Annotated in this window: 24 protein-coding genes; 6 read left to right on the plus strand and 18 right to left on the minus strand. The window is 48.7% G+C overall.

The features are described 5' to 3' along the window. The first annotated feature begins 68 nt into the window (after positions 1 to 68). Positions 69 to 443 (plus strand): DUF2188 domain-containing protein, encoded by a 375-nt coding sequence (locus tag AC0WRU_RS14680; protein WP_476125318.1) that lies wholly within the window; start codon positions 69 to 71, stop codon positions 441 to 443. Positions 444 to 584: 141 nt separating this feature from the next. On the opposite strand, the gene AC0WRU_RS14685 is transcribed toward AC0WRU_RS14680, so the two are convergent. Both AC0WRU_RS14685 and AC0WRU_RS14690 read right to left on the minus strand, forming a co-directional pair. Further along, positions 585 to 1,289 carry a YitT family protein gene (locus AC0WRU_RS14685; protein ID WP_014282274.1) on the minus strand — a complete coding sequence of 235 codons (705 nt, stop codon included), beginning with the start codon at positions 1,287 to 1,289 and terminating at the stop codon, positions 585 to 587. Positions 1,290 to 1,754: 465 nt separating this feature from the next. After that, positions 1,755 to 2,645: a DMT family transporter gene (locus AC0WRU_RS14690; RefSeq protein ID WP_476125319.1), complete on the minus strand. Its 891-nt coding sequence runs from the start codon at positions 2,643 to 2,645 to the stop codon at positions 1,755 to 1,757. A gap of 137 nt (positions 2,646 to 2,782) precedes the next feature. On the opposite strand from AC0WRU_RS14690, the gene AC0WRU_RS14695 reads away from it, so the two are divergent. Beyond that, positions 2,783 to 3,190, plus strand: a complete 408-nt coding sequence (locus tag AC0WRU_RS14695; RefSeq protein ID WP_476125320.1) for a YhjD family protein — start codon at positions 2,783 to 2,785, stop codon at positions 3,188 to 3,190. Between the two features lie 255 nt (positions 3,191 to 3,445). Here AC0WRU_RS14695 and AC0WRU_RS14700 read toward each other — a convergent pair whose 3' ends face one another. The 3 genes from AC0WRU_RS14700 to AC0WRU_RS14710 all read right to left on the minus strand — a co-directional run bounded on the left by AC0WRU_RS14700 (position 3,446) and on the right by AC0WRU_RS14710 (position 4,077). Then, on the minus strand, positions 3,446 to 3,589 hold the full coding sequence (locus tag AC0WRU_RS14700) for a hypothetical protein (protein ID WP_476125321.1): 144 nt from the start codon (positions 3,587 to 3,589) through the stop codon (positions 3,446 to 3,448). A gap of 100 nt (positions 3,590 to 3,689) precedes the next feature. Further along, on the minus strand, positions 3,690 to 3,836 hold the full coding sequence (locus tag AC0WRU_RS14705) for a class I SAM-dependent methyltransferase (RefSeq protein WP_476125322.1): 147 nt from the start codon (positions 3,834 to 3,836) through the stop codon (positions 3,690 to 3,692). A 37-nt stretch (positions 3,837 to 3,873) separates the two neighbouring features. Then, positions 3,874 to 4,077: a hypothetical protein gene (locus AC0WRU_RS14710; protein WP_476125323.1), complete on the minus strand. Its 204-nt coding sequence runs from the start codon at positions 4,075 to 4,077 to the stop codon at positions 3,874 to 3,876. 100 nt (positions 4,078 to 4,177) lie between these two features. Between AC0WRU_RS14710 and AC0WRU_RS14715 the strand changes: the two genes are divergently transcribed. Beyond that, entirely contained in the window at positions 4,178 to 4,363 is a 186-nt protein-coding gene (locus AC0WRU_RS14715; protein ID WP_476125324.1) for a Ger(x)C family spore germination protein, read from the plus strand. Positions 4,364 to 4,474: 111 nt separating this feature from the next. Further along, complete coding sequence (locus AC0WRU_RS14720; protein ID WP_476128652.1) at positions 4,475 to 4,675, plus strand: Ger(x)C family spore germination C-terminal domain-containing protein; 201 nt, start codon at positions 4,475 to 4,477, stop codon at positions 4,673 to 4,675. Between the two features lie 15 nt (positions 4,676 to 4,690). On the opposite strand, the gene AC0WRU_RS14725 is transcribed toward AC0WRU_RS14720, so the two are convergent. After that, complete coding sequence (locus AC0WRU_RS14725; RefSeq protein ID WP_476125325.1) at positions 4,691 to 7,207, minus strand: transglycosylase domain-containing protein; 2,517 nt, start codon at positions 7,205 to 7,207, stop codon at positions 4,691 to 4,693. Positions 7,208 to 7,423: 216 nt separating this feature from the next. Here AC0WRU_RS14725 and AC0WRU_RS14730 point away from each other — a divergent pair, with 216 nt between their 5' ends. Next, a complete protein-coding gene (locus tag AC0WRU_RS14730) occupies positions 7,424 to 8,692 on the plus strand; it encodes a DNA polymerase IV (RefSeq protein WP_476125326.1) in 1,269 nt (422 codons plus the stop codon). A 201-nt stretch (positions 8,693 to 8,893) separates the two neighbouring features. On the opposite strand, the gene AC0WRU_RS14735 is transcribed toward AC0WRU_RS14730, so the two are convergent. The 4 genes from AC0WRU_RS14735 to AC0WRU_RS14750 form a co-directional block, all read right to left on the minus strand. Next, positions 8,894 to 9,181, minus strand: coding sequence for a stage VI sporulation protein F (locus AC0WRU_RS14735; protein WP_476125327.1), 288 nt, complete (start codon positions 9,179 to 9,181; stop codon positions 8,894 to 8,896). Between the two features lie 111 nt (positions 9,182 to 9,292). Beyond that, positions 9,293 to 11,341 carry an ATP-dependent DNA helicase RecG gene (gene recG / locus AC0WRU_RS14740; RefSeq protein ID WP_476125328.1) on the minus strand — a complete coding sequence of 683 codons (2,049 nt, stop codon included), beginning with the start codon at positions 11,339 to 11,341 and terminating at the stop codon, positions 9,293 to 9,295. 1 nt (position 11,342) lies between these two features. Beyond that, positions 11,343 to 12,212: a DegV family protein gene (locus AC0WRU_RS14745; RefSeq protein ID WP_476125329.1), complete on the minus strand. Its 870-nt coding sequence runs from the start codon at positions 12,210 to 12,212 to the stop codon at positions 11,343 to 11,345. A gap of 49 nt (positions 12,213 to 12,261) precedes the next feature. Next, entirely contained in the window at positions 12,262 to 14,046 is a 1,785-nt protein-coding gene (locus tag AC0WRU_RS14750) for a DAK2 domain-containing protein (protein ID WP_476125330.1), read from the minus strand. Positions 14,047 to 14,557: 511 nt separating this feature from the next. On the opposite strand from AC0WRU_RS14750, the gene rpmB reads away from it, so the two are divergent. Beyond that, positions 14,558 to 14,746: a 50S ribosomal protein L28 gene (rpmB, locus tag AC0WRU_RS14755; RefSeq protein ID WP_014282288.1), complete on the plus strand. Its 189-nt coding sequence runs from the start codon at positions 14,558 to 14,560 to the stop codon at positions 14,744 to 14,746. A 226-nt stretch (positions 14,747 to 14,972) separates the two neighbouring features. Here rpmB and spoVM read toward each other — a convergent pair whose 3' ends face one another. From spoVM to fmt, 8 genes are all read right to left on the minus strand, one after another. Further along, positions 14,973 to 15,053, minus strand: coding sequence for a stage V sporulation protein SpoVM (spoVM, locus tag AC0WRU_RS14760; protein ID WP_014282289.1), 81 nt, complete (start codon positions 15,051 to 15,053; stop codon positions 14,973 to 14,975). A gap of 316 nt (positions 15,054 to 15,369) precedes the next feature. Then, positions 15,370 to 16,038 (minus strand): ribulose-phosphate 3-epimerase, encoded by a 669-nt coding sequence (gene rpe, locus AC0WRU_RS14765; RefSeq protein WP_476125331.1) that lies wholly within the window; start codon positions 16,036 to 16,038, stop codon positions 15,370 to 15,372. 4 nt (positions 16,039 to 16,042) lie between these two features. Next, complete coding sequence (rsgA, locus tag AC0WRU_RS14770) at positions 16,043 to 16,960, minus strand: ribosome small subunit-dependent GTPase A (protein ID WP_476125332.1); 918 nt, start codon at positions 16,958 to 16,960, stop codon at positions 16,043 to 16,045. A 120-nt stretch (positions 16,961 to 17,080) separates the two neighbouring features. Next, entirely contained in the window at positions 17,081 to 19,333 is a 2,253-nt protein-coding gene (gene pknB, locus AC0WRU_RS14775) for a Stk1 family PASTA domain-containing Ser/Thr kinase (RefSeq protein ID WP_476125333.1), read from the minus strand. Beyond that, a complete protein-coding gene (locus AC0WRU_RS14780) occupies positions 19,330 to 20,106 on the minus strand; it encodes a Stp1/IreP family PP2C-type Ser/Thr phosphatase (RefSeq protein ID WP_476125334.1) in 777 nt (258 codons plus the stop codon). The genes pknB and AC0WRU_RS14780 overlap by 4 nt, the downstream gene beginning before the upstream one ends. A 6-nt stretch (positions 20,107 to 20,112) precedes the next feature. Beyond that, positions 20,113 to 21,153, minus strand: a complete 1,041-nt coding sequence (rlmN, locus tag AC0WRU_RS14785; protein WP_025684218.1) for a dual-specificity RNA methyltransferase RlmN — start codon at positions 21,151 to 21,153, stop codon at positions 20,113 to 20,115. A 189-nt stretch (positions 21,154 to 21,342) separates the two neighbouring features. Continuing rightward, positions 21,343 to 22,758 carry a 16S rRNA (cytosine(967)-C(5))-methyltransferase RsmB gene (gene rsmB, locus AC0WRU_RS14790; protein ID WP_476128653.1) on the minus strand — a complete coding sequence of 472 codons (1,416 nt, stop codon included), beginning with the start codon at positions 22,756 to 22,758 and terminating at the stop codon, positions 21,343 to 21,345. Then, positions 22,755 to 23,714, minus strand: a complete 960-nt coding sequence (gene fmt / locus AC0WRU_RS14795; protein ID WP_476125335.1) for a methionyl-tRNA formyltransferase — start codon at positions 23,712 to 23,714, stop codon at positions 22,755 to 22,757. Before fmt ends, rsmB begins: the two co-directional genes overlap by 4 nt. Positions 23,715 to 23,718 lie beyond the last annotated feature (4 nt).

Below are 23,718 nucleotides of genomic sequence, written 5' to 3' on the forward strand. Positions count from 1 at the left end.
ATTTTTCGTTTGTTTAAGCGGACAGCGGGTAATACATAATACATCATTTGCTATAAGGAGTGTTGGGTATGCCTTGGACCAAACATGATTACCCCCCATCTATGAAAAATCTGGAACCGCGTGTGCAGGAAAAAGCCGTTGATATTGCTAACGCACTACTTCGTGACGGCTATGAAGAAGGACGTTCCATTGCGATTGCAACCTCTCAAGCCGAGGAATGGAACGATAATCATCCAGTTGAACGAGACGGGAAGCAGAAAAAACATGAAAAACAGCATTTAAACGGAAATGGGAAAGGCAATGATTCCGCTTCTTCCGGGTCTCAGGAGCCTATTCATGTCGTGCCACATGAGGACCGCTCGGCTATTAAGGAAGAAGGACATGACGAGCCTGCTTCAACCTTCAAGCACAAAAATGAAGCGGTGGACGAGGCTCAAAAATGAGTAGACCGCCAGCAGATTTTGGCGATTATTCATGACCGGAACGGACGTATTCATTCTACTTTGAAGCCTTCCTGCTGAAGCCTGCATACAGCGAAAGGGTGTTACGCAGGAAGATTTCTCTTCTAACGTAACACCCTTTCCTTATTGACGAAGGCTGTGGACGACCGGCACTGTTTTGGCAACTACCTTTTGGGCTGGAATAGCCGCAGGCAGTACCTTTTTCACAGGTCGGTGTAGTTGGAACGTTGTCGTCCATGTAATTATTTTTCCGGCGAGCCACACAGCCAGTATGGTAAACATTGTTTCCTTCACAGGCAGATACAACAGCGATAATCCTAATACGATGATGTCACTAACGATAAACACGTTACCGATTTTCCATCCACGCCACTCGCTGATCAGCAGGGATAAAATATCATCGCCCCCGGTTGCTCCACCAAATCGAAGTACGATCCCGGCTCCCAAGCCTGTAAGCACTCCGCAAAGCAGAGCCGCTACCAGCAAGTTGCCGTGCAGATCTATAACCAGCGTCGAATACTTTTCAAATCCTGCATAAAACAGGGAAAAGGCGACCGCCCCGATTAATGCCAGCAGCATGAATCTTCTGCCCTTCAGTACCCAGGCCAATAATATGACGGGGATATCAAGCAGCAGCATACTCCAAGCCGGAGACACGCCAAATGCGTAATGTCCCAGCAGAGCCAGGCCCGCAAATCCGCCTTCTGACAAATGATTTTGAGCATTGATGTGATAATACGTAAAAGCTAAAATGCATGTTCCGAGCAGCATGACAGCAATCTGCCTTAATGCTCCATTGTTCACGATAGATTCGTAAGTTTTCCTCATACAGGCTCCCTCGGTTTCTCGTAAGTTTGATGTGGATAAACCCACTCTTACGGAAGCTACCGGGTAAGATGTGCCTGGAGGACTTGGTCCTTCGCATGTACAATCCCCTCTTCCGCAGAGTTGGCTTTCGCAACTTGACGTTACTCCGCGGAAAAGCTAAGTATAAGACAGATCAAATCGTTTCCAAATCGTCCTTTGGGGAAGTATCCTTCGGGGACACATGGTATCCTGATCCTTTCTTTTGTGGAATAAAACTCCGACATTTCTGTGGTACATGTAATTCTATTATTTATTATACCACACCTTACCACCTGCTAAACAGCTTGCTTTTTATGCCGCACCATATTTTTATTTTATGTGTGAGCATGCTTTATTGTATGTGCGAATAACCGCATTATACCGAAGGTTTGGCGGATGCACATACAATGTGCATTATAGTTTGGTTTATGCAGGTTTTCAGTGATACTATCCGGCTAATTTGACTGTTCTGCGCTGGTTGGCCATAAAGACCCCTCCGAGTATGAGGATCAGCCCGGTCAGAACGTTCCAGCCGATGTGTTCATCCAGAAGCAAAAAGCCCCATACGATAGCGCTCACCGGTACAAAATAAGTCACCGAGGAGGCAAATTCCGGACTTCCCCGCAAAATCATATAATTGAACAAAATATAAGCTACTCCCGATCCCAAAACCCCCAGCCCTATAAGGGAACCCAATATACCGGGGATGAAGACGACCGACAGATCAGGTCGATCCACAATTGCCGTCATGATGCCGCCCCCTGCCGTCGCACCCAATAGTGTCGCAAAGGTTGCCTGATACATCGACAGATTGGATAAAAACCGTTTGGACAGTTGCGTTCCAAAGCCATAGCAGAGAGTCGCAAGCAGCATACATCCAAAGCCGACGGGGTCGACAGAAATAATGGATACAGGATTAATACCCAGTAAAATAACGATTCCTACAAAAGCGAGTCCCATTCCAAACCACTGCATTCGATGAAAGATAGCTCCGAACAAGACAAGTCCGACCAACATGGTCCAGATTGGCGTGGTGGCATTCAATACAGAGGCCATGCTGCTAGCAATTCTGGTCTCGCTAAAACTAATCAAGGCCCATGGCAAAACCATGTTCACCAGAGCTACGAGAATAACCGATTTCCATGGAATACTTCTGAATTCAAATGGCTTGCGCATGGCCAGCATCAACAAAACAATAAAAATGAGGCCAAAGCTGGAACGAAGGAATACAATAGTCCAAGGCCCTACGTGATGAAGCAATAATACCTTGATAAACAAAAACGATCCGCCCCAAATGAGGCTTAGCAGCAATAGCGTCGCATATAACGAGCGTGACAATATGTATACCTTCTTTCTTTCCAATAATTGATGATTGCTTTGGCAAAGGAATAATTTCTATGATGAAGTATAAAAAGAACATTTGTTCTGTATGCTGATTATAATTATATTCCTGTTATGAGTAAAGGAGATTTCTTATGAAAAAGATACTGGACAACAAGAATAAGGCCCCATTGCCTTCCGAGGAAGACGCAGGGCTGATCAAAACTTGTGTACTTCTGACCCTCGTGCTGGATGTGCTGGAGCGGGACATTCGCATTCTGAATGCCTCTGCCTTAAAAATGCCCGATCTGTACGTTCGTAGTCTGACCGGGGTGCAACAGCGTGTAGCTGTTCAATTGGCGGAGACAAAGGCGCGAATGAAAAGGCAGGGAGTTAAAATATACAACGAAACGCGGAATCACGAAGGCGTGGAGGTTCTGTATGTATGCCGTGGCTACCACAAGCGGTTTTTCATGCTTTCCTCCTTTGCACGCAGCGAGGTTCGACGGGAACTGGGACATTATTTGGGAATTGATGTGACCCAAAGCCACTCGACTATGTAGTCTCGTTTACAATCCTTGCACGATGCATTTTCCGCGTACCGTTGCTTGTGTAAGCACCTCTTTCTCGTCTATTGTTAGCAACTGTCTTCCTCGCATGAGCACACGCCCATTCACAATTGTCGTATTGACATGCGCACCGCTTGCGCTGTAAGCAAGCAGTGACTCTATCTGGTGTATTGGCTGTAAATGCGGCTTTTGCATATCTATCAGAATGATATCCGCCTTTTCCCCACCTCAAGTGTGCCGGTTTTGTGCTCAAAGTTTAAGCTTGGCCACATTGACTTTAGCCATTTGCAGGGCCTGCGCAGCAGTAAGAGCAGCTGGATTGCCAGTGCTTAGCTTTTGCAGCCATGCCGCTGCCTTGGTCCAGTCGCCCTGTAATATGCCAGGAAGCCGCAAAATTGGGGGCGTTCTGCACAATTTACTGGGAGCTTGGATTCCTCCTTTCCTGGCGTGGACACCTTTTCCCCCGCTTCCAGCAGCTCCGCTACATCCACCATCAGATCCACGATGCAAATACGTCCATGAGGTTTAAGCGTGCGTTGCATTTCCGACAGAGGAGTATTTTCTGTTCACCTGTCAGATGATGCAGGGCATAACTGCTGACCACAAAGTCAAAGGTCCCGTCCATATAAGGAATCGACATCAGATTTCCCAGCCTCGTCTCGACCTGCGGAAATTTACTACGGCAGGACGCTTGAGCATTTCATTCGATTGATCCACACCTGCCATACGAATGCCCTTTTCAGCGAACAACCCCTCCAGATTCCCCGTCCCTGTACCTGCGTCCAGACCATACTCATCTGCATGGCAGCCACACGCTGTACGATAAGACGCAAAGCAAGCCTGTACGCGGAATGCCTGCCATTCCCCTCTTCCAGACTCACCCGACTCTTTTTCTATGATTTAGACTTGCAGCCACGAGGTATAGCGACGAAGCGTTAAATATGGAGTTACTTTGTATGGCACAAGCTTGGCCCAAAAAGATTGTATCCATATCTGGATGTCCTGTATCGGGAGCCGGATCACCCAACCTCACATGTAAAGGTAGCTATAGTAGAAGGATCAGCTGGAGAATTAATGAACAAGAAAAGTGTAGGCAGCCTCTTAATCGGCGAATTTATAACGAAAAAATCCGAAGCCTGGAGGAAATGTGCGTATTTCCCGAAGTGACGCTAGAAACACTGCTTCCCCCTATGCTTGATCCAGGACAGGACTTTGTTCTTCCCTATCTCTCCAAAGATGGAGAAGACATCGTACCTGAACCGTCAGCTTTCGGAAATCATGACCCAGGATGCGGAGGAAATTATCCGTATGCTTCAAAAAAGCGGTTGTGATGCCTTTGGCAACTTTGGCATCGGCAGACAATTGATTGCCCATCACCCGACCTTATGGAAAGGTCTGGAATGGAATAAAGAGTACCCTAATGTTCGCTTTCACCCACAGACCACCGTCAATATTGTCGGGAACGGCATTTTGAATTAGGCCGCTCCCTTTTGTTTAGTTTTCCGGCTGATCGGGTGTTTCGGTATGAATAGCTTCGCTAGGTTTATTTTCTGGAGCTTCATTCTGGGTTTCTGGCTCAGAAGGAGGCTCCTGCTTATTTTCAACAGATGGCTGCGAACTATCTGCTGCTGGCAAATCATTACTCTCACCATTCGTATCTATTTCTGTGTCAGGATCAGAAGGTACTGTTTCTTCTGGTAGAATCTCCTTCTGATCCGTTGCAGGTTCTTGTTTCTCCGGAGCTGCTTTATCCTTTATATCCGGTTTGGACGGCACGGCAGGTGTGGATGAACGTGGTCGTTGTTCCCTCCCGACTTCCGTTGGCACGTATTTTTGGTTAAACCAGTCTGTCACGAGTTGACCGGATTGACGGGAATAACTTCCCGGCAGCTTACCTGTAAGGCTGGAGACCGTAACTTTCACAACACCTTCCGGCTGTGTAAAATGCTTATTTTTGAAAAGCTGGGGCTGATCCTTGACCGCCTCGTTCATGATAAGCGCCCACACCGATTGTGCTCTGGAGTGCCCTTCTTGAGATAGGGTGTTAACCTGTTGACGGTAACCTGCCCAGACGCCGAGTGTAACATCCGGGGTATAGCCCATGAACCACACATCGCCAAAGTTTTGTGTCGTACCGGTCTTGCCGGCAATGTCAATGGTACCGTAGCTTTTAAAAGCATTTTGTATACGTTTGCCTGTACCCCTCGGGTCCGATATAACCGTTTTGAGCATATCTGTCATCAAAAACGCGGTTTGCTGGGAATATACACGCTTCGCCTGCGGTTTGAATTCATAAACGATCTTGCCGTCGGCATCCGTAATTTTACTGATCAAATGGGGTTCATTGTATACGCCCATATTAGGAATCGTGCCGTATGCCGCTGTCAGTTCCTTGACAGATACCCCCTTGCTGAGCCCACCCAGAACGCCTGTCTGAGCATGTTCATCCTGCGGCTGAATCGTTGTAATCCCAAGGGCACGAACAAAATTCCAGGCGTTTGGAATTTTAACTTCATATAAAAACAACCTCAGCGCAGGAATGTTGATTGACCGATTGAGTGCTTCGCGGGCTGTCATCAGTCCTTCGTACCGTCTGTTATAATTTTTAGGGATATGATAGCCTTTACGTCCGTCTTTCAATACAATTTGCGAATCATCAATAAGACCAGCAGGCTGAGTGTAGCCTTTTTCCAAAGCAGGCAAATAGGCTGCAATAGGCTTCATGGCAGAACCGGGCTGACGCGTCATCTGGGTTGCATAGTTCATTTGCTCAGTATTAAAGTCTCTACCCTCGATCATACCGAGTATAGCCCCCGTTTTATGATCAATCATGATGGCTGCAATCTGCTCGAGCCCCTTCTGCTTACTATATGGAGAAAAGTTTTGCGGATTGGATGCAATCTGCCGCATATCGTTATAAACTTTCTTATTTATCGTTGTATAAATTCGATAACCGGATCGTTGCAGCTCTTCCCGTGTATTTTGAAGGAGTTCAGCATGCTCAGGTTTGGAAATCTCAGCTGTTGTAATATCCGGATTTTGCTGGAGCGCCAACAACCGGGCGGCCTCTCGCTCCGTCTCCAGCATCAAATAAGGGAATGTATTGTAGCTTTTCTCGCGATGTGGTGCAAGAGTAGCTTTAATATCAAATTGGAGTGCTTCGTTATATTCCGTTAATGTGATTTTACCTGTTGCCAGCATTCTTCCCAGCACGACACGCTGGCGCTCCATAGCTTTGTTGAAGCCTTCTTCATCAAATTTCCCTTTACCGTCAAAAGCCGAATAAACAGATGGCAATTGTGGAAGACCGGCCAAATAAGCCGCTTGAGCAATATGAAGCTTATGTAGATCACTTACATTAAAAATCCCTAACGAAGCCGACTTGATCCCGTACAAATTGTAACCTGCGGAGCCATTGCCAAACGGCATTTTGTTTAGGTATGCCGCTAATATTTTATCCTTGCTCATAAAACGTTCCATGCGCAGTGCAAGCAGCATTTCCTTCACCTTACGGCTGTCCGTCTTATCCAGACTGAGGAAAACTCGCCGGGCTACCTGCTGTGTCAGTGTGCTGCCACCTGTTTGGCGATTTTCGTTCAGAAGCTTCTGTTTGACGGCGCGAGCCGTCCCTTTTAGATCAACACCCTGATGCTCATAAAATTGGCTGTCTTCCGTTGAAATAAGGGCATCTACAATGGATTGGGGGACATCCTTCAGGTCCACAAGCTGCCGATCCTCCTCCATGCGCATTCGGCCAACCGGGGTTACCTGGTCATTAAAAAATACAAAGCTGGTCAGAGCGTTCTCATTTACCTTTTCATATATCAACTGACGTGATCGTACAGGCTCATCATGAACCAGCGCTGCCACATAACCGGATATAAGGCCTCCTGCAAATAGGACCCCAAATACGCCCGCAAGCGAGAACCACTTGATATTAATCAGCAAAACTCTGCCAAAAATACGCCACCTGCTGCGTTTTTGAGATGATGGTCGACGTTTTGGGTTCATAAAAATGGTTTTCTCCCCTCAATATGCATTCATTTCCACATGTCTTCGTTCAAGATAATATGATACGCCATGTTAGATTTTACGTAAACAATAACGTTCCAGAAAATACATTTGGATTAGGAACACTTGTTCTGTATATAATACTACTATATGAACTTACATTCAAGAATATTTTGGAAAAACGATCAGCAGACATCTGGAAAGGAGATTGCAACATTGAACGAACGCGGAAAAAAAACTATATTTTTAGCAGACTGCCAAAGCTTTTATACCAGCATTGAGAAAGCCGACAATCCCGAATACCAGCATAAGCCGCTAGTCGTTGCCGGTGACCCTTCGCTGCGTTCAGGCATTATCCTGGCTGCGTGTCCACTGGCTAAAAAATACGGTATATCTACAGCAGAGCGTCTGGGAGAAGCGATAAGAAAATGTCCTGACCTTACCATTGTACGCCCGCGCATGCAGCATTATATCGACGTCTCATTAAAAATAACAGAAATTTATAACGAGTATACGGATTTGGTTGAGGTTTTCAGTATTGATGAGCAGTTTCTGGACGTAACCGGAAGCCGCTCCCTGTTCGGAGATCCGGTGAGCATCGCAAGTGAAATTCAACAAAAAGTAGTGTCACAAACAGGGGTATGGATTCGTATCGGTATCAGTTCCAATAAAATGCTCGCTAAAATGGCGACAGATATATGGGCCAAGAAGAACGAAAGCGGTATTTTTGTCCTTCCTCCATCCGACATTGCAGCGTTGCTATGGTCTCAGCCGATTCGCAGTATGTTCGGTATTGGCTCGCGCATGGAACGGCATTTGGAGAGGCTTGGATTGCATACCATTGGAGACATCGCACGTACTCCCTTACCCCGGCTTCAGGACAAATTCCGGTCTCATTTCGGCAAGCAGTCAGATATTCAGGCAGAAGTTTTATGGCGAACTGCTAACGGTCTGGATCACAGTCCGGTCAAGCCGGAAACATTGGATACGCCCCCAAAATCCATCGGTCATATGATGACCCTGCCCCGGGATTATGTCCAGCCTGCGGAGGTGGAGACTATCCTGCTTGAGTTGACAGAAGAGGTATGCCGGGACTCCCGCCGCAAAGGATATATGGGCTCGGTTGTGACCGTTCATTGTATATGCAGTCCGCACGAGGCGCCGACTGGTTTTTCCCGCCAGATGAAGCTGCCCGATCCTACAAACCGCACCGAAAAGATATATGAAACCGTAAAAAAAATCTTCTATACCTTTTGGAACCATATGCCCGTGAAGCGTGCGGGTGTCACTTTAAGCGGCTTGATGGATGATCAGCTGTACCAGCTGGACTTTTTTGAAGATCAGGAGCGATCCCGAGCTTTGGAAAAAGTAACAGACACCTTAAGGGATCGATATGGTCAGGCGATCATCATGCGTGCATCGTCGTTAACAAACGCGGGGCAGGCTCTGGAGCGATCCGTCAAAATTGGCGGTCATTACAAATAAAATCTCTCTATTAACCACCCAGTCTATTACCCGGGGAATTAAATACGAACGAAGGCTACGGAATACACTATACTGAACAGAAAACAATCGGGAAATAGAGGAACAAGCAAAAAAGGACCGCCTGACATCAGGCAATCCTTTTTCAGCTTGGATGAGCATCGAGCATTCAGAGAGATTTTAGAACATCCTACGTATGTCCTGTTAACGAAACATCCCCCACAACTTGATCAGATGGAACGTATTCGACGGATCGATTTTTTGCGCCAGTACGAAGGCCGTCAATTGTTCTTCCTGTGCAGCCGTCAGCCGCTCGTTCAAAATAGCAGAAGTGGACTTCACAAGTTGACGTACCTTGGCTTTGTTTTGCAGGTCCACCTTGGTCACGCCTTCGATCTGCTGCTTAACCCGCTCCTTAAGCACACGATTTTTCATTTTCAACTTAATCCGCTCCACCAATTGCGGACTGATTCCATATTGCTGATAGCTCAATGTTACCGCACCTCCCATATCATTCGGTCATTCCCAAATATATGACGGCCAGCCTGTCCATTGTGCCTATCTGTTTAAAACTATAAAAACAACCTCATGATTCAAGGTGTATTAGTCGATAAGATCACCCTGGAAAATCTGCTCTTTTTGCAAATAGCCACGCAATGCTTCATACTGCGGAGATGTCCAAAAGGACGAGTCCGCGATCAGAGCAGTCGCATCTTCACGGGCCTTTTCCAGCACCTCAAAATCCGCTACCATATCTGCTAACCGAAACTCGGGCAGCCCACTTTGCTTGGTACCGAAAAAGTCACCCGGCCCCCTCAAATCCAAGTCACGTCTAGCTACCTCAAAACCATCGTCCGTATCAGTCATAACCTTCATCCGCTCCTGACCAACCTCCGACTTAGGGTCAGCGATCAGTACACAATACGAGGCATGTGCTCCCCGTCCAACTCGTCCACGTAATTGATGTAACTGGGATAACCCAAAACGATCCGCATCCATAATGATCATTAGCGTCGCATTGGGGACGTCTACCCCCACTTCCACAACTGTCGTTGAAACGAGCAACTGAACCTCATTCGCATAGAAAGAACGCATAACTTCTTCCTTTTCTGCGGGAGTCATTCGTCCATGTAGTAGCCCAACGCGGTAATGTGGAAAAGCCTGCTGCATTTGAATATGCAAATCGATGGCATTCTGTACATCCAGCTTCTCCGACTCTTCAATCAACGGGCAGATCAGATAAGCCTGCCGTCCCTGATCCACCTCACGGGAAATAAGTCCGAGCACACGATCCATCAGATCATGCTTTACCCAATACGTAGAAATCGGAATACGCCCCTTTGGCCGCTCTGACAACGTAGAAACATCCATATCCCCAAACGCAGTGATCGCCAGCGTACGCGGGATCGGTGTGGCCGTCATCGTCAGCACATCGGGATTATAGCCCTTACGGCGCAGTACACTACGCTGGTTCACTCCGAATCTATGCTGCTCATCCGTTACAACAAGCCCAAGCTGGCGAAAATATACATCCTCCTGAATAAGGGCATGCGTGCCCACCACAATATCCAGCAGACCCATCTGGAGCGAAGCCAGTAGCTCCTTACGCTTCTTCCCGGTCGTACTGCCCGTCAACAACCCCACACTAATCCCAAACGGTTCAAATAACTTGTGAAGCGACCGCATATGCTGTTCAGCCAAAATTTCCGTTGGCACCATCAGCGCCCCCTGAAAACCGGAACGCACCGTAGCAAACAAACCGATGGCAGCAACAACTGTTTTACCTGACCCAACATCCCCCTGAAGCAGACGGTTCATACAATAAGGCGAGCGCAGGTCATGCAGTATTTCAAGCTCCACTTTCTTCTGAGCATCCGTCAGCTCAAACGGCAAGGCCCTTACAAATTCGCGAACCGTGGCATTATCCACTGTATGTACAACCCCATCTGCCCGGCCGCGGTTCAACGCACGGAATGCCTGCATTTTCAACTGAAATAAAAACAGCTCTTCATACACCATCCGGCGGCGGGCCTCTTGTCCCTCTCGATTGTCCTGAGGCTGGTGTATACCTGCAATAGCCTGCTTACGCGGCATTATACTGTATTTACGTACAAGTGACTCCGGTAAAATTTCGGGAATCATTTCACCAAACTGCTGGAGTGTCTGGTTCATCGTCTTGCGCATCCAGGTCTGCGTAATCTTGCCGCCTACGGAATACACAGGCTGAAGCGTCCCCGAACGAGCGACTCCTTTATCGGGAAACTCAGAATCTGCAACAGTCATTTGCATCCGTTTGAGGTCCCATTTACCAGTCACCACAATTTCACGACCTGAGGTTAGCTGCTCCTTCATGAAATGCCGATTAAACCACGTTGCTGTAAACATCCAATCCTCGGCCATCAATTTACAAGTCAACCTTGATTTGCGCCCGTAACGCTGAAGCACCGGAATGCCCATGATTTTAGCCTGCACCGTAATTTTATCTCCGTCCTTCACTTCGCTCAGCGAACGCAGACGGTAATCCTCATACCGGAACGGATAGTATTCCAGCATGTCCTGCACGTTAGAAATGCCAAAAGCGTGAAGCTCTCCTTCTTTGAGAGCACTCACGCCATGTATTTGTTTTAAAGGTATTTGATCCAATTGCAGCATATTACCTCTCATCTCCGGCCGGCCATACAAAAATGCCAATCGTTCCTGGTCCTACATGGGTCCCAATAACAGCGCCAAGTTCAGTATATATTCGATCTCCCAGCTCAAAGTGTTCTGCCAACTGTGCCTCGAACGCTTCTGCTGCCGAACGATCTGCCGTATGGCCTACAGCAATATTAATTTTTTGGCCCTTTAAATCCCGCTCCAGCAATTCAATGATTCTTGCTGTCGCTTTTTTATGTCCTCTTGCCTTGTCTACCGAATAAATGATACCTTCCTTGTCCATCGAGAGAATCGGCTTAATATTGAGCAGGGTGCCAACCATTGCCGCTGCCTTGCCAATACGTCCGCCTTTTTGCAAGTATTCCAGGGTATCCACCAGGAAATACAAACAACGGCGCTCCCCACGACGTTCCACAGCCCGAACAATATCAGCTGGGGATTGCCCGGCAGCCGCCAGCTCTGCCGCATAGACCACTAGCATGCCGTATCCGTATGAAGCTGATTTGGAATCCACCACGGTCACTCTATGTTCATGCTTCTCCAGCATGGATTTACCCAGCAGAGCGGACTGATACGTTCCACTCACGCCAGAAGACAAATGGATGGAAACGATCTGGCTCTCGGGATGTTGCTCCAACAGCGTCGTAAATGTCTCCAAAAAGCGGGCTGGTGAAGGCTGTGACGTCGTAGGTAGCTCATCAGCCCGTACCAGTTCGCTGTAAAATTGCGCGGCAGACATCTCAATGCCGTCAAGGTAAGTCGTGTTTCCAAACATCACCGTCAGCGGCACAATGACTATCCCGAGACGGTCTACCAGCTCCTGCGGAATATCAGCCGTGCTATCGGTCACAATGATGGTGTTACTCATCGATCAGACCTCCTTTTGTGGTGAGCTTCTATGGACGCTCTACAGCCCATCAAGTTTCCACCGAAAACAGGTAAGGATAAATCGGCTGACCGCCTTCATGAACTTCCACTTCAGCATCCGAATAGTTTTCTTCAAGCCATGCAACGAGCAGCTCTGTATCTTCTTGCTTCGCATCCGAACCTGTGAGAATCGTAACAATCTCATCACCATTCACCAACATTTTGGTCAGCAAAAGACGAGCCGTTGCGATTAATTGTTCTTCAGTCGCTACAATTTTGGAATCCTGAATACCGATATAATGGCCGGCCGTAATGTGCAGGTCATCAAGCGTCGTATCCCGTACTGCATAGGTTACCTGCCCTGATTTCACGCGGCTGACCGCGTCCCGCATGCTGTCCTGATTGGCCTCAAAGGCTTCTTCCTCCTGAAAAGCGAATGCCGCAGCAATACCCTGAGGAATCGTCTTGCTCGGAATAACCGACACCAGGCGCTCCATCTCCAGCAGTTCACGGGCCTGCTCTGCCGCCAGAATAATATTGGAATTATTCGGCAGGATAAAAATGTGCTGAGCCGCAATCGAGCGAGCCGCATTAACAAAGTCTTCCGTACTTGGATTCATCGTCTGACCACCGGAAAGGACAACATCCACACCTAAGCTTCTGAAAATATCAGCAATCCCTTCGCCTGAAGCCACTGCTACGAAACCATAGGGTGCCAGCTCATGAGCCGGTGGCTCAGATGGCTCCTCCACACGTGCAGGCTCTGTCGGTATTTCAGCAAACCACTCAGGCTCAGGAGCGCCATCCATACCCGCAGACAACAAATCACGATGCTGCTCGCGCATATTCAGAATACGAATCTGTGTAATTTCCCCATAACGTAGCGCCAGATTCAACACTTCGCCCGGAGCCTTGGAATGAACATGAACCTTAATAACATCATCGTCAGAAATAACAATGATAGAGTCTCCATCCACAGATAATGCTTTCCGGAAGGCTTCCTCATCAAAGTCCGTACCTTGAGCTTCTCCCAATTGTCGATTAATAAAAAATTCCATATCATATAAAAATTCAATATTTTCCGTTTCAAGCTTCGCCTGCGCCGAAATCGGTGCATCCGGTGAAGGAGCAATCACTTGCGCCGTCGGACTCTCAGATACATGAGGAGCATAAGCAGTGCGTACATTCTCCCCTTTTACAATTGGAGCTGTCACCAATCCGCTTCCAAGATGCTGCATGAACCCTTCATAAATATACACAAGTCCTTGTCCACCCGAGTCCACAACCCCTACTTGCTTCAGTACCGGAAGCATGTCCTGGGTCATGGCAAGCGTTTCCTTCGCTTTGGCAAGCACTTCTTCCATCAGTTCAGTAATGTCATTTGTCCGGCGTGAGAAAAACACAGCATGCTTGGCCGCTTCCTTCGCCACGGTAAGAATTGTACCCTCCACCGGCTTAACCACCGCCTTGTAGGCCGCATCCACCCCGCTCTGCAATGCCGATGCGAACTGAAGGGTATTCAGTTCCTCGTATGGGGCAGCGTAACGGCTGAAGCCACGGAACAACTGAGACAGGATAACCCCTGAATTGCCGCGGGCTCCCATCAGCAAACCTTTGGATAATATGCCGGACATGACACCGATGGAGGAAGAATCCCCCCTCTTTAATTCTGTTACGCCCGCGCTCATCGTCAAATTCATGTTAGTTCCTGTGTCACCGTCCGGCACCGGAAATACATTAAGTGAATTGACGTGTTCCGCATGCTGCTGTAATTGTTCCGCCCCGGCTAAAACCATTGCGGTAAAATCTGTTCCATTCAAAGAACGATTACTCAAGAGAATTCCCCTTCCTAGCTTAATACACTTGTTTTGCCATCAACCTTCCGCATCGTCATGTTCATCTGTGCGGACAGGTTCAATTGAATTATACTAAAGCCAGACAACGAATACGAATGTCACACTTTCGTAAGCTTATCGTACCCACGGCCTGGTCGGCCTTTCACAGGTCTATATATGAAAAACCAGTCAACCACCCGACACTGAAACATCGGCTGGAATGATAAATATGGTTCCGCCTCTGATCTGTCCGGCATGACTGGAATAAGAATTCACATTCCAACTATTACAAGAATATTCACAGCAATAGCTATCCCATATTGTACTATAATGCGTAAGAGAAATAAATAAAGTTTTTGAATCGGTTGACGGAGCTTTTTTGACTATGATATTATATATAAGTATTGTTTTGTTCAGGTTAGTGACTTACAAAGTCCGACTGACCCAGTCGGCCTGAAGAGCGACCCGTTCCATACGGAACTTGGTTATTTTCAGAATAGGAGGTGGAATCATGTCTCGTAAATGTTCTGTAACAGGCAAAAAGCCTGGCACCGGTAACCACGTATCTCACGCTAACAACCGTAATCGCCGTACTTGGGGCGTCAACGTACAGAAAGTTCGTATTCTCGTTAACGGTAAACCGAAACGCGTTTATGTCAGCACTCGTGCATTGAAGGCCGGTAAAGTAACTCGCGTGTAGTCGCAAAAAAATAACGTTATAAACAAAAGGCACCTCGTTTTAAACGGGTGCTTTTTTGGTTATTCAAAATGTTACATCCATCTGGTCCATGATGTCAAAATGTCAGGCATCTTCCCGCGCGGTCCTGCCGTTTGCTGTCGAGCTACCTGTCTGTCGTTGTGCCCGGGAAGCATGCCCTGTGTACCTTGCTCTTCATTTTGCATCCTGTGTGTACGTTACGTGCAATTCAGCTTTTCTGGAATGTATTCAGAATGGCTTTGACGAATCCACCCAGAAATCTTGGTAGCTTGATTGTATAAAACTTCATGCTTCACCCTCCCCATCATCCTCGTGCATCCGTTCTCTGTAGTTTATGCAACCTGTCAAGGGTTGTTGCCATACAAAAAAAGGCTACATGAGAATCCCGCTCATGTAACCATATTTATGCACATCTATCCCATGCTATACCATTAGACAAGTCCACGAACATACAGATATGCTGAGAGTATGAAAATAAAACAGCGCAATCAGAACGGCAACGAGTGAAAGAAGATCGTTCCAAGGAGCCTTCACCAGTGAGAAGCAACTTAGGATCACACCTGTCACCATACTCGCTACCGTCATCCACAGCGCATCGGTCAGCTTCACTTGGACGTATGAGCTGCACTGTCCCGAATAGCCGCAATAGCCGCTCCACGGTCCGCTCTGCCGAATACCGCACTACCAGCCACCAGAACATCAGCCCCTGCTTCAAATACGGCTGGTGCCGTCTCCTCCGCAATGCCTCCGTCTACCTCAATATGTACATCTGGACGGCCGATTTCATTCAACCATGTGCGAATCTGTCTGATTTTATCCAGCGTCTCCGGAATAAAAGACTGACCCCCAAATCCAGGGTTAACTGTCATAACCAGAACCATGTCTACATTGGGCAGCACTTCCTTGATCGCATATGGAGAAGTGCCCGGATTGAGGGCCACACCCGCAAGAACACCTTGCTGCTTGATCAAATGGATGACCCCGTGCAGATGAACACAAGCCTCGGCATGAACGGTGACGATATTAGCTCCTGCCTTCACAAAATCGCCAATGTAACGTTCAGGATGCTCAATCATCAGATGAACGTCCAGAGGAAGACTCGTATGCGGACGAATAGCCTGAACGATAGGAGGCCCTAAGGTAATGTTGGATACAAAATGACCATCCATGACATCCACATGAATCCAGTCTGCTCCTCCTGCTTCAGCTTCCGCAACTTCACTGCCCAAGCAGGCAAAATCAGCTGATAAGATCGACGGTGCTATTTTTAACATATGCTCAGTACCTCCGCTTTTTTTCTTTTAATTCCTGATAGAACTGCAAATAGTTATTATATCGGCCCTGCGAAATATGTCCTTCTGCCAAGGCCTCTCTCACTTTACAGCCAGGTTCGTGAATATGGGTACAGCCCCGGAACTTGCATCCTTCTGCATACGACTGGAATTCACGGAAACATGGAGATAACTCATCCACACCCAACTCCAGGAAATCCAGTTGGCTGAAACCCGGTGTATCTGCTACAAAACCGCCATTGTCGAGTGGAATTAATTCTACATGACGAGTCGTATGCCGTCCCCGGCCCAACTTATTGCTAATGGCGCTCGTCTCCAGCGTTAAGCCGGGTTCCAACGCATTAAGCATGGACGACTTCCCAACACCTGACTGCCCGGAAAACACGCTGATTTGACCAGCCAACAGCTTCTTAAGCTCAGCCGTACCTTCCCCGGTACGGGCACTGGTCACCAGCACCTCATAACCAATCTTCCGGTACATTTCCTGAACAGCCAAAACCGTCTCATCCTCCGAAGGACTGCCCTCATACAAATCGCGCTTTGTCAAACAGATAATCGTATCCAGCCCGGCGTGCTCAATATGCACCAAAAATTTGTCCAGCAGCGGCAGATTTAAATCCGGCTCACGCAGGGAAAACAACAGTACGGCAAGCGTAGTGTTAGCCACTGGCGGGCGAATAAGCTCCGTCGTGCGCTTCCGAATCTCATTAACCATACCTTCCCCGTTTTCAGTCAGTTCGTAAACGACCCGGTCGCCGACAAGCGGCGTAATCTCTTTTTTCTTAAAAATTCCGCGTGCTCTGCATTGTACCGTAGCTTCGCCGGATACCGGCCGCCCATTCTGATCCAGACTGGAGACATAATAATATCCGCTGAGCGCCTTGACAATCAGACCTTCAGGCATGTGTAAGCCGTCCTCCTTTATATGTTTAAGTTCCAAAATTCGAATAGTGAAAGCGAATAACGGATAGTATACTGACCTCCGGCAAGATTACTGGTGCTTTACAGCCTCAATGACTTAACCCTATTTTTTGTGGAGGCCCGTTTCCTTACCTGAATGGTTTGTGTGTTTAACAGCAAACTCACCACGTGTTACGCCCGTGGAGCCCGTTTCGGGGGCAAGAGCGGACGGTTCACCATTACCTTCGGTGCCATCCTGATTGATCGAGTCCCCCCCGTTATTATCACTATCATTTGAAGTATCCCCGCTATTCCCTTGTTCGCCGCTTCCACTGCCATTCTGTGGAGAAGTACCTTCTGGCGTATCCGTCGGTGTAGTTCCAGCAGGCGGAGCGATTTGAGGCATCGTCACCGTTCCATTCTTCGCGTCAATATAAGAAACGGGATACGTATCGACAAATTGTCCATCTTTGTATACAGAGACAACACTGTCCTTGTTCGGAGCCAGCAACAGATTAATAGTGAACACTTGTGTCGTATTAATCGTACGGCTTCCCCATTCCTGGTTTTCTCCACGTGCATCCGTATAAGTGATACGAATCTTGCTGTTTTTACCCTCTTCCTTCGGCGCAACTGGCACATTAAATGGCAGTGTAATCGCTTCTGGCGGATAACCAGTGCTTACATAAAAAGTAATTTCCGTATTTGGAGGCAAATCACTGCCAGCCTCTGACGGCCACTGCTTAGTTACTTTGCCTTTTTCCTGCTCATAGCTGAATTCCTCTTTGACCGAGCCAACCTTCAATCCAGCACTTTTGACCTCATTTTCCGCTTCTTTCTGCGTCTTGCCCACCAGATTTGGCATTTTCACGGTAGCAGCGCCCTTGCTGACCGTCAGCACCACCTGTACCGTATCTTTATCAAAGGACTCATTCGCCGCTGGTGTCTGACTTAGGACGGTTCCCACCGCCTGATCACTGAACTGCTCATTCCGCTGAATCTGTGTCTCCTTGATCTGCTGGGAGGTCAACAGCTTGACAGCAGCATCATAGCTCTGCCCTTTGACATCCGGCATCGGAGTCAGCGGCTTGGCAACCCCGACTTTCAGTTCAATTTCTGTTCCCTTCTTAACCACAGATTCCTGTGGATAGCTCTGATAGAAAACAACTCCGGGTGCAACCCCGTCCTTATATTCATGCTTAATCGGGTCCTTAACGGTCAACCCGGACTGACTGATCAACAACTTGGCCTGGTCCTCGGTCTTGGTCAACACATTCGGCACTACAACGTCAGGAACGACGAGCAAATTTTGCACATAGTACACTACGCCACCCATACAAAGAAGCAACACGAGCACCAGCGTGATCCACAAGATCGGCTTCTTTTTACTTTTTTTAGCCGTTTGCTTGCTCTGAAGCTTTTCAGAATCGCCGGATTGGGCAGGCTCGTCGTCTCCACGGGAGGACATTCCCATTTGCTGAGGCTTAATAGCCGGAATAACCCGCGTTTGATCCTCGTCATCCAAATGTGTAAATTCCAGTTTCGATTCATTACGGCGTCCCGGCAGCAGACATGTCTCCAAATCCTTTAGCATTTCATCCGCAGATTGATAACGTTCCTCCGGATTTTTACGCATGGATTTTAAAATGACGTTTTCTACACTTTGCGGAATCAACGGATTAATTTTGCGCGGTTCCTCAAATTCCTCTTGCAGATGCTTGAGCGCTACACTGATCGGACTTTCTCCCAGAAAAGGAAGCTGCGCCGTCAGCATTTGGTATAAGACAATCCCTAGAGAATATAAGTCCGATTTCTCGCCGGTGACGACTCCCTTCGCATGCTCAGGTGAAAAGTAATGGACAGAGCCCACCACAGAGCCTGTCTGGGTAATCGTCGTTGACGTGACAGCTCTAGCAATCCCAAAATCGGTTACCTTGACCCGTCCGTTGCGCCCGATCAATATATTATGCGGTTTAATGTCCCGGTGAATAATCTGATTTTGGTGAGCGTGCTCCAGTGCATCACAAATTTGAGAAGCGATCCGTACCGCTTCATCCACTTGCAGTGGGGCACGTTCCTTAATAATTTCGTTCAGATTTTTGCCTTCTACGCACTCCATTACAATATAATGGATTTCATCCTCTTGGCCGACATCATAAATACTGACCACATTCGGATGGGAAAGCGAGGCCGCAGACTGCGCCTCACGCCGAAACCGGCGAATAAATTCATCATCATGGACAAATTGCTGACGCAGCACCTTGACCGCCACATTACGATTCAGCAGAATGTCTTGAGCCTTGTACACCAGCGCCATACCGCCGCCGCCGATGCGCTCAATAATTTCGTATCTTCCCCCAAGCAGGTGCCCGATCATGCGTCACACCCCTTTTCACTCAATGAAGCTGTGTCATCGGGCAATTCAAACAAAGCTACCGTGATGTTGTCGTCGCCTCCGGCAAGCAGCGCCAGATGCAGCAGACGATCCGCTCGTTCCTCCAGAGGGTTCTCGGCGGCACCTACTACTTTACTAATTTGCTCCTCCGTCACCAGATTACTCAGCCCGTCGCTGCACAGTAACAGCACATCTCCTTTTTCCAGGGAAATGGAGTCAATATCCACCTGCACCTCGGAATCAGTGCCCAGCGCCCGTGTTAACACATTGCGGCGGGGATGGTTCTCCCGCTCTTCCTTGCTGATCTGACCGTTTTTGAATAACTCATTGACCAGTGTGTGATCTTCCGTAATCTGACGTACCACTCCATTAGAAATCACATAGGCACGGCTGTCCCCGATATGTCCGATAATCCCGGAGGCATCGTTTAGCAAAACGGCTACAACCGTTGTCCCCATATTATGATACTTGTCATCGTGTGCAGCCGTCTGGAAGATAACTTCATTAGCATGCAAAATAGCGTCGCTAAGCGCCGCTGTCAAAGAATGCGTGGATAACCCGCTCTCCAGCGTCGCCAAATCAGCGGCAAGTGTTTCTACCGCGAGGCGGCTGGCCGTATCACCGGCCAAATGCCCGCCCATGCCATCGGCAACAATTCCCAGAATATATCCCTGCTCCAAGTGCCTGATCCAGGCAGAATCCTCATTCACCGAACGCACACGTCCGACGTGGCTGACATGAACTGTTTTGATCAAATGGTCTCACCCCAACTCCATATGCTTTGCACGCAACTGGCCGCACGCAGCGGCGATATCATGACCCTGCTCACGCCGGATCGTCACATTGACGCCTTTCTCGGCAAGAATGCGCTGGAAATTGAAAATATCGCTGCGCGATGTGCGCACATACTTGCGCTCAGGTACATGGTTAACCGGAATCAGGTTGACGTGGCACAGCATGTCCTTCAGCACGTCCGCCAGTTCTTCGGCATGTTCCGCCTGATCATTCACTCCGCCAATCAAGGCATATTCAAACGAAATTCTCCGGCCTGTTTTAGCAAGATAGTAACGAAGCGATTCCATAACATCCTGAAAAGGATAACGCCGGTTTACAGGCATCAGCTTCGAACGAAGCGCATCATTAGGCGCATGAATGGATATTGCCAGATTAATCTGGGTATCCTCGTCCGCGAATTTGTAAATATTCGGCACGATACCGCTGGTCGACACCGTGATGTGACGCTGACCAATATTGAGGCCCTTTTCATGAATCATCGTACGTAAAAATGTCATGGTCGCTTCATAATTTTCAAAAGGCTCACCCGAGCCCATAATGACGATGCTGCTCACACGCTCATTCGTCTTATCCAAAATTTTCTGTGCCTGAACGACCTGCGCGGTAATTTCACCGGCAGTCAAGTTACGTTTGAGTCCCCCAAGCGTCGAAGCGCAGAATGTACAGCCGATCCGGCAGCCCACTTGAGTCGTTACACAAATACTATTTCCGTAATTGTGTCTCATAATAACTGTCTCGATAGCATGATCATCATGCAGACCAAACAGGAATTTTACCGTACCGTCCTTCGACTCCAGCTTTGTAATTTCATGAAGCGTCACAAAGCTGAACTGGTCCTCGAGCTTCTCTCTTAGCGACTTGGACAAATTCGTCATCTCACTGAAATCATTGACCCGCTTTACATACAGCCAGTCAAAAATTTGTCCTCCGCGAAAAGCAGGCTCGCCATTACGCTTGGCCCAGTCCTGCAACTCCTCCAGAGTTAAATCATATATAAAAGGTTTCATCAATGTTTGCACCCGTTCCTTCTTCATTAAGTTCTGTTTAATTCTCACAGACAGTGTTTTTCATTCTTCCTATTTTAGCACAAATCCCGGAGGGGGTAAAAATTTTTCATCTCAATGCAAAAACCGCCGGATGATATCCGGCGGAATGTGGAAATGTTGGTGGTTGACTGCCTGCGGGATTCTTACGAACTACTTCACCCGGCGCAGACGCGCGATATAAAATCCGTCGCTGTGAAAATGCTGCGGCAACAGCTGTACCGAGCCTGGCTGAGCATGGTCCATGCCGTCAGCTACGTCTGGGAAGGAATGTCCTTCTGCCAGCTCATACTCGGGATGCTTACTTAAAAAGCGAGTGATTTGTCCCTCATTTTCATCCGGTTCAATTGTGCATGTACTGTACACCAGAATACCGCCCGGCTTCAAAAGCTCAGCTACGCTGTCCAGTAGCTCATGCTGGAGCTGCGTGATGTCACGAACATCCTGGAGAGTTTTACTCCAGCGCAAGTCAGGCTTGCGGCGGATCACTCCAAAACCGGAGCATGGCGCGTCCAGCAAGACGCGGTCAAATGATGCCGGAGCATAACGATTTTTCAACTCAAGTGCGTCCCCGGTGACCGTTTCCACGGCATCCAGCCCTAGCCGATCTACCTGTTCCTGGATTAGCCGATGTTTGTGAGCATGCAGATCGTTGGCGATAATCCGGCCCTGATCCTTCATTAACTCAGCCATATGAGCTGTTTTGCCGCCCGGAGCAGCGCAGCAATCCAGTACCAGCATATCTGGCTCAGGCGCAACCGCCTCGGCGACGAGCATGGAGCTTTCATCCTGCACGGACAGCAAACCGTCTGTATACCAGGAAGTGAGCGCCATATTTCCGCCGCTGCGAACGACAATTCCGTAAGGGCTAACCGCCGATGGAACAGCATCCACCCCTTTCGCAATCATCTCGTTCAAGAGTTGATCACGACTGGTCATTGTCGTGTTCACCCGCACGCTGACCGCAGGTGGCTCATTATTAGCGCGGCAGATGGCTTCCGCAATATCCACACCGTATTGCTTGATCCAGCGCTTAACCAGCCACTGTGGATGGGAATGCTCCAATGCAATCCGTTCCTCGGCTGACAGCCCGTCAGGAATGCGAAGCTTGTCCGGCTCACGCAGCATGCTGCGCAGCACGCCGTTGACCATCCCCGAAATCCCCTGGTGTCCACGCCGCTTGGCAATGGTAACTGCTTCACTAACGACTGCATGATCCGGGATACGATCCAGATATACGATCTGGTACACACTCATTCGCAGCAACGAACGTACCCAAGCCTGAAGCTTGGCCGTTCCTTTCTGAACAAACTTGTTCAGAAAATAATCCAGCGTATTTCGGCGTGCAACTGTACCGTATACAAGTTCCGTCGCCAAGCCAGCGTCACTCGCGGACAAACCCGCCTGTTGAAGCCGACGGTTTAGCTCAAGGTTGCTATATGCACCCTCCTGCTCAACTCCCGTCAGCACGTCCAACGCAACTTCCCTAGCCGTCTGGTTACGAGTCTTGCCTGCTCTGGCACCAGCCTCCCTGCCTTGGCCTCCCTGACGGGAGTGACCGCCGCTCACCCGAGCACCGTGCCCGGCTTCATCTGACCGCCACGCGCAAAGTTCCCGGCTTCCATAACCTTCTTGCCTGCCGGCTGCACCTGTGTCAGCCACATGGTACCATTGCCCGTCTGTACTTCAATGCCACGGGCAGTCAATTGCAGAACTGTCCCGGGTGCCGGAGCATTTGCACCAGCTGCATCACTATGGATGGAAGGCCGCTCAGCCGCCCATATTTTAAAAACATTTTCTTCCCACAGCGTAAATGCACCGGAAAACGGAACCAGCCCGCGAATCCGGTTGTATATTTGCTGCGCACTATCATTCCAAGGAATACGCTCATCGTCGCGGTTCAGGTTCGGGGCATAGGTTGCCTCATCATCGTTTTGCGGTGTACGACCCGATTGCCCTGCCAGCAGCTTGGGCAGCTCATCCTGTAAAAGCTTCGATCCAGCTATGCTCAGCTTCTCAAAAATCGTACCGGATGTATCCTCCGGTTCAATAGCAACCTCAACCCGCGATATCATATCGCCAGTATCCAGTCCTTCCGCCATATACATCAGCGTCACGCCCGTAACAGTTTCGCCGTTAATAATGGCACGCTGAATTGGCGCCCCTCCCCGATAACGGGGAAGCAGCGAACCATGCACATTCAGGCAGCCAAAACGGGGCAAATCCAATACGGATTTAGGCAAAATCTGCCCATAGGCCGCTGTCACGATCAGATCAGGATGCAGCTCCGCCACCTGAGCCACCGCTTCCGGCTGGCGCAGGCGGGTCGGTTGAAGCACGGGCAACCCGCGCTTCTCCGCTGCTTCCTTGACTGGCGTAGGCGTCAATATTTTTTTCCGTCCCTGCGGCTTATCCGGCTGCGTAATAACACCGACTACGTTGTAGCCATTGTCCAGCAGCATGTTCAACGAAGGCACAGCGAAATCCGGCGTGCCCATAAAGACGATACGAATGTCTTGACTCATCGAA

Source organism: Paenibacillus sp. 1-8 (assembly GCF_056316205.1).